The 17623-nt window shown below is 70.1% G+C and carries 15 protein-coding genes; 7 read left to right on the top strand and 8 right to left on the bottom strand.

Going from position 1 to position 17623, the window contains the following annotated elements:
- Positions 1 to 165 precede the first annotated feature (165 nt).
- Positions 166 to 2724 carry a beta-L-arabinofuranosidase domain-containing protein gene (locus ACIP79_RS18820; protein ID WP_401224596.1) on the bottom strand — a complete coding sequence of 853 codons (2559 nt, stop codon included), beginning with the start codon at positions 2722 to 2724 and terminating at the stop codon, positions 166 to 168.
- A 466-nt stretch (positions 2725 to 3190) separates the two neighbouring features.
- On the opposite strand from ACIP79_RS18820, the gene ACIP79_RS18815 reads away from it, so the two are divergent.
- Together ACIP79_RS18815 and ACIP79_RS18810 are read left to right on the top strand one after the other, a co-directional pair.
- Positions 3191 to 3751, top strand: a complete 561-nt coding sequence (locus ACIP79_RS18815; RefSeq protein WP_383689178.1) for an RNA polymerase sigma factor — start codon at positions 3191 to 3193, stop codon at positions 3749 to 3751.
- On the top strand, positions 3738 to 4478 hold the full coding sequence (locus ACIP79_RS18810) for a hypothetical protein (protein ID WP_401224593.1): 741 nt from the start codon (positions 3738 to 3740) through the stop codon (positions 4476 to 4478). Before ACIP79_RS18815 ends, ACIP79_RS18810 begins: the two co-directional genes overlap by 14 nt.
- A gap of 181 nt (positions 4479 to 4659) precedes the next feature.
- Here ACIP79_RS18810 and ACIP79_RS18805 read toward each other — a convergent pair whose 3' ends face one another.
- The gene (locus ACIP79_RS18805) at positions 4660 to 5382 is read right to left on the bottom strand and encodes a FadR/GntR family transcriptional regulator (RefSeq protein WP_401224591.1); all 723 of its coding nucleotides are present in this window, start codon (positions 5380 to 5382) and stop codon (positions 4660 to 4662) included.
- A gap of 208 nt (positions 5383 to 5590) precedes the next feature.
- Between ACIP79_RS18805 and ACIP79_RS18800 the strand changes: the two genes are divergently transcribed.
- Positions 5591 to 7054, top strand: a complete 1464-nt coding sequence (locus ACIP79_RS18800) for an SLC13 family permease (RefSeq protein WP_401224589.1) — start codon at positions 5591 to 5593, stop codon at positions 7052 to 7054.
- A 177-nt stretch (positions 7055 to 7231) separates the two neighbouring features.
- Here the strand turns inward: ACIP79_RS18800 and ACIP79_RS18795 are convergent, their stop codons facing one another.
- Complete coding sequence (locus ACIP79_RS18795) at positions 7232 to 7870, bottom strand: NADPH-dependent F420 reductase (protein ID WP_401224587.1); 639 nt, start codon at positions 7868 to 7870, stop codon at positions 7232 to 7234.
- Between the two features lie 70 nt (positions 7871 to 7940).
- Positions 7941 to 8753, bottom strand: a complete 813-nt coding sequence (locus ACIP79_RS18790; RefSeq protein WP_401224585.1) for an inositol monophosphatase family protein — start codon at positions 8751 to 8753, stop codon at positions 7941 to 7943.
- A gap of 116 nt (positions 8754 to 8869) precedes the next feature.
- On the opposite strand from ACIP79_RS18790, the gene ACIP79_RS18785 reads away from it, so the two are divergent.
- Positions 8870 to 9802, top strand: coding sequence for a LysR family transcriptional regulator (locus ACIP79_RS18785; RefSeq protein ID WP_401224583.1), 933 nt, complete (start codon positions 8870 to 8872; stop codon positions 9800 to 9802).
- On the opposite strand, the gene ACIP79_RS18780 is transcribed toward ACIP79_RS18785, so the two are convergent.
- From ACIP79_RS18780 to ACIP79_RS18770, 3 genes are all read right to left on the bottom strand, one after another.
- Positions 9770 to 10528, bottom strand: coding sequence for an alpha/beta fold hydrolase (locus tag ACIP79_RS18780; protein ID WP_401224581.1), 759 nt, complete (start codon positions 10526 to 10528; stop codon positions 9770 to 9772). The two genes, ACIP79_RS18785 and ACIP79_RS18780, sit on opposite strands and share 33 nt — an antisense overlap.
- A 213-nt stretch (positions 10529 to 10741) precedes the next feature.
- Entirely contained in the window at positions 10742 to 11653 is a 912-nt protein-coding gene (locus tag ACIP79_RS18775; RefSeq protein WP_401224579.1) for a helix-turn-helix domain-containing protein, read from the bottom strand.
- Positions 11650 to 12594: a peptidoglycan-binding protein gene (locus ACIP79_RS18770; RefSeq protein ID WP_401224577.1), complete on the bottom strand. Its 945-nt coding sequence runs from the start codon at positions 12592 to 12594 to the stop codon at positions 11650 to 11652. The genes ACIP79_RS18775 and ACIP79_RS18770 overlap by 4 nt, the downstream gene beginning before the upstream one ends.
- Positions 12595 to 12857: 263 nt before the next feature.
- On the opposite strand from ACIP79_RS18770, the gene ACIP79_RS18765 reads away from it, so the two are divergent.
- The 3 genes from ACIP79_RS18765 (at position 12858) to ACIP79_RS18755 (ending at position 16968) form a co-directional block, all read left to right on the top strand.
- Positions 12858 to 13304, top strand: a complete 447-nt coding sequence (locus ACIP79_RS18765) for a peptidoglycan-binding protein (protein WP_387178661.1) — start codon at positions 12858 to 12860, stop codon at positions 13302 to 13304.
- 759 nt (positions 13305 to 14063) lie between these two features.
- Complete coding sequence (locus ACIP79_RS18760; protein WP_401224575.1) at positions 14064 to 15623, top strand: peptidoglycan-binding protein; 1560 nt, start codon at positions 14064 to 14066, stop codon at positions 15621 to 15623.
- Between the two features lie 142 nt (positions 15624 to 15765).
- Positions 15766 to 16968, top strand: coding sequence for a PP2C family protein-serine/threonine phosphatase (locus ACIP79_RS18755; protein WP_401224572.1), 1203 nt, complete (start codon positions 15766 to 15768; stop codon positions 16966 to 16968).
- A 57-nt stretch (positions 16969 to 17025) separates the two neighbouring features.
- On the opposite strand, the gene ACIP79_RS18750 is transcribed toward ACIP79_RS18755, so the two are convergent.
- Positions 17026 to 17499: an ATP-binding protein gene (locus ACIP79_RS18750; protein ID WP_401224570.1), complete on the bottom strand. Its 474-nt coding sequence runs from the start codon at positions 17497 to 17499 to the stop codon at positions 17026 to 17028.
- Positions 17500 to 17623 lie beyond the last annotated feature (124 nt).

Below are 17623 nucleotides of genomic sequence, written 5' to 3'. Positions count from 1 at the left end.
TTGAACTCCTGCGTGGACGGCGGGCGCCGGGGCGCTCGCCGGACGGAACGGCGTACTGGGCCAATCGAGGCGTCGAGGGGTCGAGGGGTCGGGGCAAGAGGGGGTGAGGGAAAGGAGGTCTCGGACAGGAGGGCCGGGGCTCGGTGGAGGGCCGGGAGCGGCGGCTCAGCCGGCTGCCAGGCGTGCCACTTCGGCCGCGTCGAGGGCCTTGTTGTGCAGGCTGAAGTCCCGCACCGCGCCCTGCAGATACGGGTGGGTGGTGTTCTGCGAGCGGCCCAGGTAGTTGTGGGTGCTCGCGCCGAGCAGGAGCGGGCTCGCCACCATGGCGGGATTGCGGCCCGCCTCGACGCCGTCGAGGTAGAGGACTCCGGTGCCGGCGCCGAGGGTGAGCGCCACGTGCACCCACCGGCCCACGGGGAGCGGGCCGGTGGCGTCGATGACGTCCTCGGACTCCATGCCGGCGATCTTCAGGGCGGCCCGTGCGCGCCGGGCGCCGGTGGTCGCCGCCAGGAACAGGTAGGTGTCCTTGTGGTAGCCCAGGTCGAAGACGCGGGCTGACGGGGCCAGGGTGTCCACGCGGACCCGGACGGCGACGGTCAACTCGTCGAGTCCGCGCGGCAGTCCGGCAGGGAGGGCGATGTGGGCGCCCTGCCCGTCGAGGGTCACCGACCGTACCTCGTCGGCCTCGGCCCAGGCGGCGCCCGCGGCGAGGGCGGCATCGGCGAAGGTGCCGGTGCGGTCGGCGGCCGAGGTGCCGCCGCCCTCGTCGAAGGGGTAGCGGGCGATGGTCCGTCGGCGTGCGGGACGCGGCTGCACGGCCCAGTAGACGTTGTAGTTCTGGTGGTGCACCTCGTGGAACGGGCGCATTGACACACGGCGGTCGTCGGCGAGCGCGGTGAACGCCGTGCCGCTGCCGGACACCGGGCGCAGGGTCTCGGGCCGGATCGCGGGCAGGGTGGCGAGCGCGGTGTCGCCGTACTCCCCCGCGAGGACCAGGGGCCCGTACGAGAGTGACTTCACCTGCGGGTTGTCGGGGGCGGCCCGCCAGACGGGCCGTCGGGGCAGCACGAGTTCGACGGTGTCCCCGGCACGCCAGTGCCGCTCGACGGCGGCGTACGTGCCCGGCTTCGGCCGGTCCGGGAGGTGCCGGTCGTTGACCTTGATCCGGGGCTCCTGGCCGGTGTCCACCACCCAGGACGGGATCCGCAGCCGCAGCGTGAAGCGGGCGTCTCCCCGGGTGACGGTGAGACGGGTGCGGTCGGTCGTGGGATGCCCGGTGTCCTGACGGAGCGTCACGCCTGTTTGGCGCCAGTGCAGTTCGGAGGGGATGAACAGGTTGACGTACAGCGAGGGGCGGCGGGTGTCGCGGGTGCGGAAGTAGATGCTGTCGGCGAACTTGGTGTGCGTCTCCAGGCCGGAGCCGTGGTCGCAGGAGAAGTTGTCGTAGTCGCCGCTGTAACTGCCGGGCGCCGAACCGAGACCGCCCTTGGGCTGCCGCCGCGAACCCGCCCACAGGCCGGTGTAGTAGGTGACGAACCCGTGCACGGAAGCGGGGTCCTGCTCGCCGAGCATCTGGTTGTAGAGCGTCCACTCGTAGTGGTCCATGTACACGGTGTGGGAGGGGCGGTGCAGGAAGAGGTGTCTGCCGAGCTTGAGCATGTTGTAGCTGTTGCAGTTCTCGCAGGTCACCTCGGACAGGCGGCTCACTATCTCGCCCGGCGGGCCGAACAGTTCCTGGTTGGAGTTGCCGCCGATGGCGTACGAGTGGTCCTTTACGACCGCCGTCCAGAAGTTGTCGGCGATGTCGAGGTAGCGCTTCTCCCCCGTCGCCTCGTAACTCGGCACCGCGCCCACCACCTTGGCGATCTCGGTGTTCGCGTGGCGGCCCGCGAGTTCGTCCCGGCCGGCGGCCAGCGGGGCGTACAGCTCCTCGTGGTCGAAACGGCGGGCGGTCCGCAGATGGGCCGGGTCGCCGGTCAGCAGGTGGAGTCGGGCCAGTACGTCGTTCATGCCGCCGAACTCCACCTTCAGCACTGCCTGCATGCGCTCGGTGGACAGCGGTGCGGTGCGTGCGTCCGTCCAGGCCGCCATGTCCAACAGCACTTCCAACGCCTGCTGGTCGCCGCCCAGTTCGTACTGGTCGAGCAGCCCCGCCATGATCTTGTGGAGGGTGTAGTACGGGGCCCAGGGCTTGCCGCCCGCCTCCAGCTGGTCGACGACGGACTCGGGGAACGCGGACAGGTATCCGGCGTGGTACCCGGCCGCCGGGGCCGCCCGCTGGCACTGGGCCAGTGCTGACACCAGCGAACGGGCCTTGGCCGCATAGGCGTCGTCACCGGTGTTGGCGTACGCCTGGGCCAGGGCGCTGAGCAGATGGCCGGTGGTGTGGCCGCGCAACTGGACGTCCGGCGCCTCCCAGCCGCCGCAGGGCTCGGCGGAGGAGGGCAGTCCCACGTTCAGACGGAAGGTGTGCAGCAGCCTGTCGGTGTCGACGAAGAGCAGATACGCGCAGGTGCGCCGCATGTTGGCGAGGAAAGGGCTCTCCAGCAGCCGGACATCGGCCAGGGGGAAGGCGGTGAGGGCCGGGCGCGGTCCGGCCGTCCCGGGTCCGGGCGTCGCGGCGGCGGCCTCCCACGGGGCAAGCGTGGCGGCGGCCGCCGCCGCGGACACGACGGCGAGGATCTGGCGGCGGGACGGGCGGGGCATGTCGTGCGGTGCGGGCACGGCGCTGTGCTCCTTCCGGACAGGGGGAAGTACCTCCGGAGACAGCCGCCACCGCGCACGCTGGAACCGGCGCGCGGCGACGGTGAACCGGACTCGACAGAGAAAAGCAGGCTCACAGCAGACAGAAAGCAGGGGTGACACATCGAGGAGAACTTGAATCGTTTTACATCGTCCGCGGGAGACGGTAAGTGTGCACACCGCACGCGTCAAGAGTTCGTGCATGGAGGGCAGTTGTCAGGACAGTTCCCCATGAATGAGCTTTTCAGGAAGAGTTGATCACACCGGAGAGGCCGAAATCGCGGGAATCGAGCGGGGCGGATCCTTCGACCCGCCGTCTCCGGACCGGCGTTATCGGATGAGCAATTTGAATCGTTCAAAGTGATCAAGGACGCTTTCGCGGGCACAATCGGGCCGAAGTCGTGGCTCGACGCGGTAAGAGAATGGAACGTGGTGGACATTGCCGGGCATGGACGGGAACGAACGGGGTGAACGGCTGGAGCGACTGTTCCGGCCGACCTACCGAAGAGTGACGGCGTACTGCCTGCGCCGCACCGGCGAAGCCGCGGCTCACGACGCGGTGGCCGAGGTGTACGCGGTGGCCTGGCGGCGCCGTCGGCAACTGCCCGACGACGACGAGGAAGCGGTGCTGTGGCTGCTGGGCATCGCACGCCGGGTGATCGCCAACCAGGAACGCGGGCGACGCCGTTGGGCGCGGCTGCTGCTGCGGATCGCCGAACGCGGCCGGCCGGATCCGCCGCACGGCGGTGACCCCTCGGACACCGGCGAGGCTGCCGACGGGCTCTCGGCGGCCCTGGCGCTGCTGCCCGCCTCCGACCGCGAACTGCTGCGCCTGGCCTACTGGGACGATCTCTCCCGCGCCGGCATCGCGTCCGTGCTGGGAATCTCCGTCGGCGCCGTCGACACCCGCATGCACCGGGCCAGGCAGCGGCTCAAGCAGCACCTGGCCACGGCTGACCCCAGGCAGGATTCGGCGAGCGAGAAGGAGAAGGATCATGCTGAGCGATGAGGCGCTCGACCGGATGCTCCGCGACAGTGATCCGGATCCCGGCGAACGGGCCACCGATCCCGACTCGCCCGTCGCCACGGGGATTCTCGCCCGGGTGCGGCGGCGCGCCCGCGAGCGGCGCAGGCGCGTGCTGGTCATGGTTCCGGCCGTGGCGCTGGTCGTGACCGGCGCCACGGCGGGAACGTACGCCTGGGTCGCCGGTGACGGCCGGGGCCACACCCTCGACTCGACCGGGTTGTCCTGCGTCGGTTCCGCGACCGGTGACGCCGTGGTGGGCTTCGATCCGGGCACCGACGATCCCGTGAAGACCTGCCGCCAGAGGTGGCCCGAGTTGTTCGGACAGCCGGCTCCCGCCGAACTCACCGCGTGCGTCGACAGCTCACGGCAGGGGTCGATCAACGTCTACCCGGGCGGCCGGGACCAGTGCCGCAGCCATCGTTCGGACCCGTACCGCGGGCCTACGGATGAGCAGCTCCGTCTCTCGCGCTTCCGGGCGGACCTTGAGAAGCAGTTCGCCGGTTGTACCTGCGTGTCCTATCCGGAACTGCGGAAGACCGTAACCCGGTTGGTGGACCGGCACGGCCTCACGGGCTGGACGGCACGCCACGCCCAGAGCGCGGAGCGGGAGCCGGAGGGGGCCTGCGCGGAGGTCAGCCATTACGAGGAGACCGGACGGGTGGTCTGGCTCAGCGACCACGAGGGTGGGACGGTCATGTTCTGGCCGTGAGTCAGTCGTTGTCGCTGGGTTGGGCTGGGCTGGGGCAGGCCGGGCTGGGCTAGGGCAGGCCGGGTTGGGGCGGAGTGGGTTCGGATCGGTTCGGTTCGGGCCGGGTTGGGCCCGGGGGGGTGCGGGTTGGGTACGGAGTGGTCCGCCGGGACGCCGCCCAGCCACCTGACCGCCCGTTGCGTCAGGTGCCCTGCCCGTCGTTCCCTTCCGGGTCCCAGTCCAGCAGCCGTACCCTCGCCACCGTCCGTACGTGCCGGCGCATGGCGGCGGTGGCCCGGCCCGGCTGTTGGGCCACGATCGCGTCGAAGATCGCGCGGTGCTGGGTGAGGGAACGGGCGGGGCGGCCCGGCTGGCGCAGGGACTCGTGGCGGCTCTCGGCGATCTGCTCGGCGATGGAGCGCATGAACTCGGCGAGGATTCCGCTGTGTCCGGCGGCAGTGACCGCCGCGTGGAAGAGCCGGTCGCCCTCGACCCCGTGTCCGCCCGCCGTGATCTCGGCCCGCATGTGCGCGAGGGCGGAGTCGATGGCGGCCACGTCCTCGTCCGTGCGGCGCTCGGCGGCCAGTGCGGCGAGTTTGGTCTCCAGGGCTTCCCGGGCGTCGAGCACGTCGGGCAACCGGCGGCGCCTGTCGACGAGTTGTTCCACCGGTTCGGCGTCCAAGGTGTCGCGGACCAGGTAGGTACCGCCGCCGTGCCGCACCTCGACCAGGCCTTGGACTTCCAGGACCACGATGGCCTGCTTCACCGAGGCGCGGCTGACACCGAGTCGCGCGGCCAGGTCGCGTTCAGGCGGGAGGCGGTCACCGGCGCCAAGACCGCCTTCGACCGCGTAGCTGCGCAGCCGGTCGAGGACCTGCTCGTACAGGCGCGGCTTGGATCCCATGGGCCGCAGTGCGTCGGTCATGTCCGGTCCTCCCCCTTACCTCACGGTCTGTTGGACTTACCTCATGGTCCGGTGGTCGTACCTCATGGTCCGGTGGATGAGTGGCTGAGCCAATTTACGTCACCTCTCTTGACGCTCTCCGCGACGGCCGACCAGTGTGGTTCAGCCGCTCGACCAGGCGGCGACCCATCGGTCAAGTGGCTGAGCCACTCAGCCAACGGGAGCCCGTATGTCCGCCGAACTGACATCGATCCTCGTGCTCGTCGTGGTGTTCGTCATCGCGACCACCCGGTCCATCAACATGGGCGCCCTCGCCTTCGCCGCCGCCTTCGGGGTCGGCGAACTCGTCGCGGACCTCGACGCCGACAAGATATTCGCCGGTTTCCCCGGTGACCTCTTCGTGGTGCTCGTCGGCGTGACGTACCTGTTCGCGATCGCCCGCGCCAACGGCACGACGGACTGGCTGGTGCACGCCTCGATCCGGCTCGTGCGCGGGCGGGTCGTGCTGATCCCGTGGGTGATGTTCGTGCTGACCGGCGCACTCACCGCGATCGGCGCGGTCAGTCCTGCCGCCGTGGCCATCGTGGCGCCGATCGCCCTGAGCTTCGCCGCGCGGTACTCCATCAGCCCGCTGCTGATGGGCGCGATGGTCGTACACGGCGCCCAGGGCGGCGGCTTCTCCCCCATCAGCATCTACGGAACGATCGTCAACGGCATCGTCGAGCGCGAGGGCCTCCCCGGCAACGAGATCGCCCTCTTCCTCGCCTCACTCATCGTCAACCTCGTGATCGCCTCGGCGGTGTTCGTACTGTTCGGCGGCCTGAAGCTGCGTAACGACGTCGTACTCGCGGGAGCGTCGGCGGCCACGGCGTCAGAAAAGGGCGGCAACGGCACGGTCGTAGGTGCCAGGGCCGAGGCGAGGGCCGACGCCGGAGCGGATACGGGTATGGGTGCGGGTGCGGGTACCGACACCGGTACGGGCTCCGGTACTGGCACCGGTACTGGCACCGGTACTGGCACCGGCAAGAACGCGGAAGGCGGGGCCGACGGCGCTGGAGACGACCTCGACGCGGACGCCGAGGAGGACGCCTCCCGCCTCAACCCGGCCCGTATCGCCACCCTCGCCGCTCTCGTCGCCCTCGTCGTAGCCGTGCTCGCCTTCGACCTGGACGCCGGGCTCACCTCCATCACTCTCGCCGTCCTGCTGAGCACCTTCTGGGCCGAGGACAGTCGCAAGGCCGTCAGCCAGATCGCCTGGCCGACGGTCCTGCTGATCTGCGGTGTGCTGACGTACGTCGGCGTGCTCGACGAGATGGGCACGATCGACTGGGCGGGCGAGGGCGTCAGCGACATCGGCGTCCCGCTGCTCTCCGCCGTGCTGCTCTGCTACATCGGTGCGCTGGTCTCCGCGTTCGCCTCCTCGGTCGGCATCATGGGGGCGCTGATCCCGCTCGCGGTGCCGTTCCTCGCGCAGGGCGAGATCGGAGCGGTCGGCATGATCGCGGCGCTCGCGGTGTCGGCCACGGTGGTGGACGTGAGCCCGTTCTCGACGAACGGCGCCCTGGTCCTCGCCGCGGCACCCGGTGTCGACCGGGAGCGCTTCTTCCGGCAACTGATGATGTACGGCGGGATCGTGGTCGCCGTGGTCCCCGCCGTGGTGTGGCTCGCGCTGGTGGTACCCGGCTGGGGGTGACGCTGACGCCCCTCGCCCGGCGGCGGTATGGCGTCCGCGCCGAACCGGCGTCTCGTACACGCCGCCGGGGATCAACTCCCGAACGCGCCGGCGGCGTTGGAGCGCATCGGCGGCCACAGGGCCGACACCGCCTCCGTGGCCGTCCGGGACGTCGATGACCGGACCACCGAGGTGGGGTCAGCGGGCGAGCGAGACCGCGAAGGGCTGGAAGCCGTTTCGGCGCAGTACGTGGGGAACCACGAGGATCATGGCTTCGGTGGCGCGGGCTGTGCGGATGTCGCCGAGGTCCTCGATCCAGGCAGGCCGCCAGCCCAGGTCGCCGAGCAGGACGGTGACGGACTTCCTCGCGTTCTCGTCGTCGCCCGAGACATACGCGGTCGGTGGGGTGGCCAGGGATTCGGGGGCGGTCATGACCGTGAACAGCATGGTGTTGAGGGTCTTGACCACGTGCGTGTCCGGGAGCGCTGCCTGGAGTTTCTCGGCGAGGCTGCTGCCGGGGTAGACCAGGTTGTCGGGCAGGCCGTCCGCGGCGTCGCGAGTGGCGTTGGAGACGTCGATCAGGATCTTTCCGGAGAGCTCGGTACGCAGGTCGGTGAGACGGTCCAGGGAACTGTCGCCGGGGGTCGCGTTGATCACGATGTCCGCGGTGCGGGCGGTGGCGCGCTGGTCGGCGAGGGTGATCCGCGGGGCGGCTGCGCGGGCGGCGGCCTCCTCCGGGTTCCGGACACCGAGGGTGACACGGTGTCCGGCCGCGGAGAGCCTGGCGGCGAGATTGGCCCCGACGCGACCGGCGCCCAGGATGCCGATGCTGGTCATGAGGTGATGCTCCTTGCGGGTTTGCGGTCTCGGGTGGGGCAGGTAGGGCGGAGTGGGCGAAGACCGCCGGTCAGACGATCGGCGAGAGGACCCCGAGGGCTGCGGCGTGGATACCGGGGGCGGCGGCCAGGAAGTCGCGGCTGCCCGTGTTCCAGGTTTCGCCCGCCAGGTCGGTGACGGTGCCTCCGGCCTCCGAGACCAGCAGGGCACCGGCGACCAGGCCGGAGCGTACGTCGGAGAACTGCCAGAACGCGTCCATGCGTCCGGCGGCGACGTGGATGAGCTGCATCGTGGCGGGAACGGACACGCGCACGACCAGCCCATTGATGAGCATGGCGGTGACGGAGTCGCCGATCCGCCGGAAGGTGCGCTCGTCCTCGCCCGGCCTGGCCTGGCCGGTGCCGATGAGCGCGGCGCCCAGGTCGGTCTTGGCGGAGGCCTTCAGCGGCCGGTCGTTGAGGCGCGCACCGCCCCCGGCGACGGCGGTGTAGGTGTCGCCGGTCAGCGGCAGGTGGACGACGGTCAGCACCGGCTGGTTGTCGCGGACCAGGGTGGCAGTCACGGACCAGTCGTCCATGCCGTGGACGTGGTTGATGTTGCCCTCGGCAGGGTCGACGACCCACCACTCACCGGACGGGAGCGCGCCGCCGGCCAGTTCGTCCTCGGCCCACTGCGATCCCTGGCGGGCCCGCAGCAGCGGCTCGCGCAGTACGTCCAGCACCGCCGCGTCGTTGGCGTGGATCTCGGCGACGACCTCGTCCATGCTCACGCCCCGGGCGTGCGAGGTGTAGCGGTCGCGCAGCGTGAGGCCGGCGGTCCGCACGGCGGCGGTCACCTCGGACAGGAGCGTCGTGCCGGCGGCAAAAGGCATGGCTGTGCTCATGGTGGGCTTCCCTGGGGTTGTCGTTGCGGGGCGGCTTGTCCCGCGCCCACACGTCGAACGTAGGCCTCCCGCCGATTAACAACAAGTGCAGGCTAATCACTCGTAGAGTTACTCCCATGCAACTGGATCTGAACCTGCTCACCGCCCTGGACGCGCTGCTGGAAGAGGGCAGTGTCGCCGGTGCCGCGGCCCGTCTCCACGTCACCGCACCGGCGATGAGCCGTTCCCTGGGCCGTATCCGCAAGGCCACCGGCGACCAGATCCTGGTCCGCACCGGCCGCAGCATGGTCCCCACCACTCGCGCACTGGCCATGCGCGCCGAGGTCCACGCCCTTGTGCAGCAGGCGCATCAACTGCTTTCCGCGCAGCGGGACCTCGATCTGGCGGCTCTGGAACGGGTGTTCACCGTGCGCTGGCACGACGCCCTGACCGCCGCATGCGGCACCGCGCTGATCACCGCCGTCCATCGCCAGGCCCCCGGCGTCCAACTGCGCCTGCCTGCCGAACCCGGCTCGGACACCCCTGACCTGCGCCGGGGAGAGGTCGACCTCGAATCGAGCTCCAGCCGGCCGACGCTCCCCGACATCCGCCACCGCCTTGTCGGCAGCGATCAGTTGGTCGTCGCGGTCCGTCCCGGCCACCCGCTCACCGAGGGCCCGCTGAGCCCTGAGCGCTACGCCGCCGCCGAACACCTCACCGTCTCGCGGCGCGGACGACTGCGCGACCAGATCGACGACGCCCTGAGCGAGCACGGCTACGAGCGCCGCGTCATCGCCGCCGGCCCCACCGCCGCGTTCGCTCTGCAACTCGCGCTCGGCACCGATCTGGTCGTCACCCTCCCCGACGCGGTCACCCGCGCGGCCCGGGACCAACTCGGCCTGGTCACACTGCCGCTGCCGCTCCAGATGCCCGACGTCCCGCTTCACCTCCTGTGGCACCAGCGTTACGACGACGACCGGGCCCACGTGTGGCTGCGCGACCTGGTCACCGAGACCGTGCGGACACTGTTCGCGCCGTCACATGGCGGGGCAGACGATGTCGAGCAGTAGGGTGCCCAGCTCCGCGGGGTTGGTGATCATGGCGTCGTGCCCCGACTTCAGCTCGTGGACGCGGGAGGGTTCGCCGTTGGGCTGAGTCTGCGGAATGGGACGCCGAGTGGCGCCTTCGGGCTCGCTGCCGACGCAGAGGATGTGGGTCCGGGGGATCAACGCCTGTGCGGGGTCGTCCATCTGGACCGGCTGCTGGAAGCAGAGGACCGACTCATCCGTGAGCGTGGTCCTGAGCCAGGCGACGTCTTCGGGGTCGGTGACACCGAAGAGACCGAGCGGCGCGGGGAACTCCGAAAGCGGCGCAATGCGCCAGGGCTCTTCACTGCCGACGGCACCGTCGATCAGTGCTTGCGTGAACGGCATGACGTCGATGGCGTTCTCGCCGTGCGCCGGCACCATCGCGTCGAGGTACACCAGGCGGGAGATGCGGTCGGGGACCCGGTTGGCCACGCCGGAGATGACCATTCCGGCGTAACTGTGTCCGACGAGGACGATGCCGTTCAGGTCCTGATCGAGGATGAGGCCGACGATGTCGTCGACGTGGGTGCTGAGCCCGACCTCGGAGCTCAGCAGGTGGGCCTTGTCCCCGTGGCCGGTGAGGGACGGCGCGAAGACGCGGTGGCCCTGGGCGGTGAGCAGCGGGGTGACGCGGTGCCACGCCTGTCCGTCGTGCCAGGCGCCGTGCACGAGGACGTACGTGGTCGGGTTGGTGGTCGGGGTGGACATGGCTGTTCCCTTCGATCGGGCGTGGACGTGCTTGTGCGTGTGCTGTCGGATGAAGTCGCGGACACACGTCCGGACAGGCACGCGGGGTCTCGGCGCCCTTCGGGGTGGTGCCCCGCATGCCTTCGACGTTAGGCAGCCGACAGGAACCTGGAGGTAACCTTCGGGCTCGCCACGAAAATGGTCGCTGTCAGGGTCTCGCGGTCAAGCGGTCCGTCACCGGTTCTGAGGGACGGTGACCGTCTGGTCCACGCGTGCCTTCAGGCACTCCTGCGCGCTTCCCGCCGCGGGGCTGAAACAGGCTTGCACCGACATTCCGGGGACGACCACGCTCATGAGGGTGTGGACGTAGAGGTCCGCCTCCTCGCGGCTGGTGACCTGGGCGCCGTGCGGGGAGTTGCCCCGGCCGCTCGCGCGGAACTCCACTCGGTCGTCCACGGCCGCGCCCCACATCCGGGCCCAACTCGTCCCGCATTCCTGGCTGTAGCGGATCTGCATCCAGGCACCCGTGGCCGTCTCGTACTCGGCGAGTGTCAACGGCTGGGCGCCGCATCTCATCGTGATCGGGTCCTTGTTCTGGCAGGAGTTGTGCCGGCAGAGCACTCCGGTGGACGGGGTGGGCGTGGGGGTAGGTGACGCCTCCCCGCGGCGCGAGGGGGGAAGGTGGATGAGGACGAGTGTTCCCAGGGCCAGGGCGCAGATCGAAGCGAGGGCGGTGAGAACGGTTGCGCGCCGGTGCCCGGCCGGGCGGGTGGCGTCCGGCACCGCCTCGATCTCGTCGGGGCGGGGCGGGGCGGAAGTGGGGGTCGAGATCGGTGCGGGGGTGGGGGAGCCTGTGTCCCGACGTGTCGGTGTCCCCCGTGTCGGCTCACCGGTCTCTGCCCGGTACGTCCGGGCGATGTCCAGGAGCGCCAAGGGGTGGTCGGCGGGTTCACCGGCGAGACGGCACAACTCGTTGACGGCGCTGCGGGGTGGCAGGCTCTTGGCGTTGAGGTAGCGCTCCCAGGACGACTTGCTGAAAGTGGTCGCGTTCGCGAGTTGTGCCAGGCTCAGACCGGTCCGCTTCCTCAACTGCTGGAGCACTGCGGCGAGTCGGGCGTCCGGCGGTGAGGGTGCAGCCCGTGTCACCCGCGCAACGCCTTCCAGGAGCGGGGTCCCAGCATGCCGTCGGCGACCAGGCCTTCGCGCTGCTGGAACGTCTTGACGGCTCGTAGCGTCAGCGGGCCGAACATGCCGTCGATCCCGCCGGGCGAGATGCCTGCGCGGCGCAGCAGACACTGTGCTTCGGCGACGTCGGCACCTGTGGCGCCGTAGAAGATCTCGGTGTCCCGGCCCTTGTTGATGCCCGCCGACCAGCGGTCGTCGAGGCGGGTGACGTGACATGTGTAGGAGGGGGGTGGTGAGGCCGCCGTGGTGGTGGGCGGGGCGGCGACGGCCGCTGGAGCGAGGTCCTCCTCAAGGCGCAGCATGAGCAGCAGTGCCGCCAGGACGGCCACGGTCAGGGCGAGGACGCCTGCGGTGAGGGCGATGTGCGGGATGCGACCGGCGGTCGGTCCGGTGGCGGGTGCCGTCGTGAGCACGGCGGGTGTCACCGGCGGCCCGGCATCTGCCCGCGTCGACCCCTCCGGCCCCTCCGGCTCCTCCGGTTGTACCAACTCGTCCGGTTGTTCCAGCTCCTCCGGTTGTTCCAGCTCCTCCGGTTGTTCCAGCTCCTCCGGTTGTTCCAGCTCCCGTTCGCCCTCTCGCTCGCCTTCCTGCTTCCGGGTGGTGGACCTCGCCTGTACGACGGAACCGGCGCGACGGCTGCCCCAGGCGTCGGCGGCGACGTCGTGCAGTGCGAGCAGGGGGACGGGATCAGCACCGGTGATCCGGGCCAGCGCTTCCACCGCTTCCCTGGGAGGCAGGGACGCGCCTCCGAGGTACCGCTCCCACGACTTGGCGCTGTAGCCGGTCTTGGCCGCCAGGTGTCGCACCGTCAACTCACTGTGGTCCTTGAGCCGGCGTAACCGCTCCACCAACTGCCTTACGCAAGGATCGAGTTCGGCGGGCAGCGGCTTGTAGCGCGGCATGTGGCTCCAATGCGGTCATGATCGTGAACAGCGGCCCCCTCCGCTGCTCCGCATTCTGCATGAACCCGTCACATCTGTCACAGCTGTCCCACACAGTCGTCTCCTGGGACGGTGTCGTGGCAGGTCAGCGGCGTTGTCGTCCCATACAGCCGTCACCTGTGCCGCAGCCGTGGCCGACATGCCCGGGCGCCCTGCACCTTTGGTCTCGTCACCTGGCCCGCCGACCGGGACGGGTGCGGATTCCACGACCGAAAGAGGAGAGCATGCGACCGAACGCTCTGGGCAGGACCATCGCCGGCCTCATCGCCGTTGCCGGCCTCACCGCAGGCAGTGTGGCGACCGCGGGCACCAGTTTCGCGGCTACGGCGACCAACGCGCAGACGGCGGCGGCCGCGCAGCCCGCCGCCGTGGCCGCGACGCAGAACTTCGGTCTGACCACGGCCGAGGCCAAGAACGTCCAGGAGTTCCTCGCGGACTACTGGGGATACACGGACAGCATCGACGGCCAGCTCGGCACCAACAGCTGGAAGGCCTTCCAGCGCTGCCTCGCACGGTACTGGGGCTACACCGGCGCCATCGACGGCGACCCCGGCACCAACACCATCAAGGCGCTCCAGCGTCTGCTGGCGGACGACTACGGCTACACGGGCGACATCGACGGTATCGCCGGTACGGGTACTCGGGCGGCGTTCAAGCGCTTCGCCGCCTGATCCCGTCCGGGCCATCCCGACCCGGATGACCGGTCCGACCGTCGGGTGACCGAACCCGGCCCGTCCCTGAACAGCAGGGACGGGCCGGGTTCACGTGCCCTCGCCACGCCCGGATCGGACCTTTCCGGATTAGGCCCGTCCGAATCGGCTCCGCCCGGATCAGGCCCGTCCGAATCGGCTCCGCCCGGATCAGGCCCGTCCGAATCGGGTCCGACCGAATCGGGCCCGTCCGGATCAAGCCCGTCCGGATCAGGCCCGACCGAATCGGGCCCGACCGAATCGGGCCCGCCCGGATCAGGCTCGCCTCAATCAAGCCCGCCCGGATCAGGCTCGCCTCAATCAAGCCCGTCCGGATCAGGCCCCGGCCGGATCAAGTCCGCCCGGATCAGATCCCGTACGTCTGGGAGCAGTTGTGGGCGCCACGAGCAGCTGGGCCCTTCGCTCTCCCTCACACAGGTCGGCCGCCCGGCCGTCGCCATCGCCGCCGCCAGGCGTCATGCACGCCGTACGGTCGTCCCGGCCGACGTCCGGCCAGCCCGGTGCGGGAGATGCCCACGGCCCCCGCGCTTGGACCCGAACGACGGCGGAGCCGAAAGGCGCCGGCCGAGCAAGACGGTCCCCCGCCCGACGGAGCGTCCGACGACGCTCCGGCTACCGAAGGAGAACCTCGCCGCCATGGGAAGACCCGCCATCCTCGTTCACCCCGAAAACGAAGGCTCCCGGCATCGGGAGGCGCACCGCCCCGGGAAGGAGTGGCGGATGCGCATCGGTACGTTCGCCGCCACCGCGGCCATGCTGTCGGCCGGCATCGTGCTCGGTGCCCACCCGGCCGCCGCGGCGCCCGTCGCGATCAGGCTGACCTCCGCGTCCTGCCCCGCGGAGATCGTGCAGGGCCAGACCAGCGGCTGCGTAACGGAGTTGCAGAACCTCCTCAACGCACACGGCGCCGGTCTGGTGGTGGACGGCCAGTTCGGGTCGAGCACCCTCTACGCGGTCCGTGAGTACCAGGCCGCCACCGCCATCGCCGTGGACGGGCGGGTGGGCCCCGCGACCAAGAGCAAGTTGTACGCGACCGGCGGCTCGGCGCCCGCCCCCGTCAACCTCCAGTCCTCCTCGTGCCCCGCGAACATCGCCCAGGGTGCCAAGGGCGGCTGCGTCACCGAGCTCCAGCGGCTGCTGATCCACCACGGCTACGCCGTCGACGTGGACGGCGACTTCGGCGCCGGGACGCTGAGTGCCGTCCGCGGCTTCCAGTCCTCCCACGGCCTCACGGCCGACGGCCAGGTCGGTACGGACACCAAGCGGGCGCTGTACGACACCGACGAGTCACCTTCGACGAGCCTGGACCTGAGGTCGGCGTCCTGCCCGGAGAACATCGTGGAGGGGCAGAGCGGCGGTTGTGTCGCCACCCTCCAGGCCCTGCTGAACGGCAAGGGGCAGAGCCTCGACATCGACGCCAGCTTCGGGCCGCAGACCCTGGCGGCCGTGAAGGCGTTCCAGTCCGCGAGCGGCCTCACCGCCGACGGCGCGGTCGGCCCGAACACCAAGACCGCCCTGTACGCGAACATCGGCGGTGGCGGCGGCAACGGCGCGCCCGCGCCGGTCAACCTGAACTCCGCCTCCTGTCCCAGCGAGATCGTGCAGGGGCAACGCAGCGGCTGTGTCACCGAGTTGCAGAGCCTGCTCAGCCACCACGGTGCCGACCTCGCCGTCGACGGCGACTTCGGTCTGCTCACCGACAGCGCCGTCAGGGACTTCCAGGCCGAGAAGGGCCTCTCGGTCGACGGCCACGTGGGACCGAACACCAAGGCCGCGCTGTACGGCGAGGTCACCCCGCCCTCCTCGCCCCCGCCCGGCGGCGGCTACGCCAAGATTCTCGACGTGGCCGCGGCCGAGGTCGGCACGGTCGAGGGCAGCGCCCGCGCGAACAGCTACGGCTCGGCCGTGGGCCTCTCGCTCTCCACCAGCAACTACGCCTGGTGCGCGAGCTTCGTGAGCTGGGTGGCGAAGCAGACCGGGGCCAGCTCCTACCGCAACTCCTACGTCTCGGGCTGGGTCAAGCAGGCACGGGCCGGCAACTACCACCTGTCGGTGACGACCAGCCCGCAGCCGGGCGACATCGTGGCCTTCGACTGGGACGGCGGAAGCGACTTCACCGGCGGCAACGAACACATAGGCATCGTGCGGACGCTCTCCGGATCGTCCTTCACCACCGTCGAGGGCAACACCGGCAATCCCAACGGCGGCAGCGACGGCGTCCACGTCAAGTCCCGCACCACGAACAGCACCTACGACGTGGTCTTCATCCGGGTCCGCTGAGCACACCCGAACAGTTCGAGCCCGCCCGTCCGTCCTCTACCGGCACTCGTCCGCCGTACCCCCCTTCAGCAGCTGAAACAGATAAACATGTGAGGTTGCGGAGACTTAGGGAAGAAGGTGCGGCAGACGATTGGAGGATGCCGTGGAGGGTGGAGATCTTGAACTGGGCGAGTTGCTTGCCGCTGCGGAAGAGGCCCCGCCGGGCGAGTCCGTTCATGTGGTGGCACATGACCTTCAGAAGAGGTTCGGCGCCGAGCGGGTGTCCTTCCTTTTCGTCGACCTCATCGGTCAGCGCCTGGTACGCCTCGCCGGTGCGGGCGGCGAGGACGGAGACCTCGGTGAGCCGATCGCTCTGCGGGGCAGCGTCTACGACGAAGTCCTGCAGAGCCAGTTGCAGCACGTGGAGCCGGACGGCCAGGGCGGACGGCGCGTCATCACGCCGGTCACCAACCGCGGCGACTGCATCGGCCTCTTGGAGGTGTCCCTGCAGTCCGCCGACGACACCGTGCTGCGCCAGGTCCAGGACGCGGCACACGCGCTGGCCTACATCATCGTCACGGACCGCCGGTTCACCGATCTCTACCACCTGACCCGGCGCACCACCGAGACCAGCCTGGCCGCGGAGATCCAGCACCAGCTGCTTCCCTCGGCTCCCTGCTGCGAGGCGGCGGAGTTCACCCTCGCCGCCGGACTTGTCCCTGCGGACGACATTGGCGGCGACACCTACGACTACACGCTCGACCGCGACACCCTGCACCTGTCGATCACCGACGCCATGGGCCACGACACGGACTCCGCGCTCCTGGCCACTCTGCTGGTCGGTGCCCTGCGGCGGGCCCGACGCAGCGGTTGCGACGCCCTCAAGCAGGCCAACCACGCCCACGAGGCCCTGCTGCGCCACGATCTCGGCCTGGCCACCGGCCAGCTGATGTGCGTCGACCTCGACACAGGCCTGTGCGAACTGGTCAACGCCGGCCACCCCCGTCCGCTACGGCTGCGCGACGGCCAGGTCGAGGAGGTCGAACTCGGCGTCAACCTGCCCTTCGGGGTGACGGCACCCACCGCCTATCGCCTCCAGGAACTCCAGCTGCTTCCGGGAGACCGTCTGGTCCTGCTCACCGACGGGATGCAGGAGCGCTGTGCGTCGTCCGTCGACCTGGGCGCCGTCATGCGCGACACCCGCGCACTCCATCCGCGAGAAGCCGTCCGGGCGATGACCGCCGCGGTCCTCGACGCCTGCGACGGCAACCTCAAGGACGACGCCACGGTCCTGATACTGGACTGGCACGCCAACCGAAGCCGACCGGCCGAACCGGGACCGGATTCGAATTGGCATTCGGTTTAGCCCGAAACGCCGCGATGAACCCTGACGGCGTCCACGATCATGACGGCATACATCAGCTCATGACGGCTGACGGCCGCCCGCGCCGCCTGCCTTCTCTTCGTTGAGGACGACCGTCGCCCGGAGGCGCTTGCCCACGGGCTCACGGTGCGCCTCGAAGCTGCGACACAGGGCCATGACGAGTTCCAGCCCGTGCTGCCCGACCCGGGCAGGGTCCGGCGGCAGGATCAGAGGGAGCGTGGTGCTGCTGTCCCACACCGTCACCGCGACCATGCCCTCGTCGGCCTCCAGAGTCAGCAGGCAGGGGCCCGGAGCGTACTTGTGGGCGTTGGTCACCAACTCGCTCACCACCAGCTGAACGGTCTCGACCGCCCGCGAAGACACCGAGATCCCGTGCGCGGCCTCCAACGACTCCAGAAATTCCCGGGCCGCGTCGCGGGTGTCACCGATCGCCGCGGCACCCTCCACCACGACGGAGACCTCCGCTGAAGGCCTGTTCGACTGCTGGCCGTGGTCGTACTCAGCCAGATTCACACGTTCCGCCTCACTGCCGAAGCGCTATTGCTCTGTCTCACCTACCCCGGAAACAACACCCCAGCTCTGAGAATTGCCACCCGGAACGGCGCGAGGAGCGCCGGGCTCCACTCCCCCGGGCTGC

It is taken from the genome of Streptomyces sp. NPDC088747 (assembly GCF_044751025.1).
Classification (GTDB): domain Bacteria; phylum Actinomycetota; class Actinomycetes; order Streptomycetales; family Streptomycetaceae; genus Streptomyces.
Note: the sequence above shows the minus strand (reverse complement) of the source record. Positions and strands in the feature narration are given on the sequence as shown.

Excerpts from the sequence above, each read along its gene's own strand:
- ACIP79_RS18785 (WP_401224583.1), top strand. The coding sequence starts at position 8,870 with ATGCAACTGGATCTGAACCTGCTCACCGCCCTGGACGCGCTGCTGGAA.
- ACIP79_RS18780 (WP_401224581.1), bottom strand. The coding sequence starts at position 10,528 with ATGTCCACCCCGACCACCAACCCGACCACGTACGTCCTCGTGCACGGC.
- ACIP79_RS18790 (WP_401224585.1), bottom strand. The coding sequence starts at position 8,753 with ATGAGCACAGCCATGCCTTTTGCCGCCGGCACGACGCTCCTGTCCGAG.
- ACIP79_RS18815 (WP_383689178.1), top strand. The coding sequence starts at position 3,191 with ATGGACGGGAACGAACGGGGTGAACGGCTGGAGCGACTGTTCCGGCCG.
- ACIP79_RS18760 (WP_401224575.1), top strand. The coding sequence starts at position 14,064 with ATGCGCATCGGTACGTTCGCCGCCACCGCGGCCATGCTGTCGGCCGGC.
- ACIP79_RS18810 (WP_401224593.1), top strand. The coding sequence starts at position 3,738 with ATGCTGAGCGATGAGGCGCTCGACCGGATGCTCCGCGACAGTGATCCG.
- ACIP79_RS18765 (WP_387178661.1), top strand. The coding sequence starts at position 12,858 with ATGCGACCGAACGCTCTGGGCAGGACCATCGCCGGCCTCATCGCCGTT.
- ACIP79_RS18805 (WP_401224591.1), bottom strand. The coding sequence starts at position 5,382 with ATGACCGACGCACTGCGGCCCATGGGATCCAAGCCGCGCCTGTACGAG.
- ACIP79_RS18800 (WP_401224589.1), top strand. The coding sequence starts at position 5,591 with ATGTCCGCCGAACTGACATCGATCCTCGTGCTCGTCGTGGTGTTCGTC.
- ACIP79_RS18770 (WP_401224577.1), bottom strand. The coding sequence starts at position 12,594 with ATGCCGCGCTACAAGCCGCTGCCCGCCGAACTCGATCCTTGCGTAAGG.
- ACIP79_RS18795 (WP_401224587.1), bottom strand. The coding sequence starts at position 7,870 with ATGACCAGCATCGGCATCCTGGGCGCCGGTCGCGTCGGGGCCAATCTC.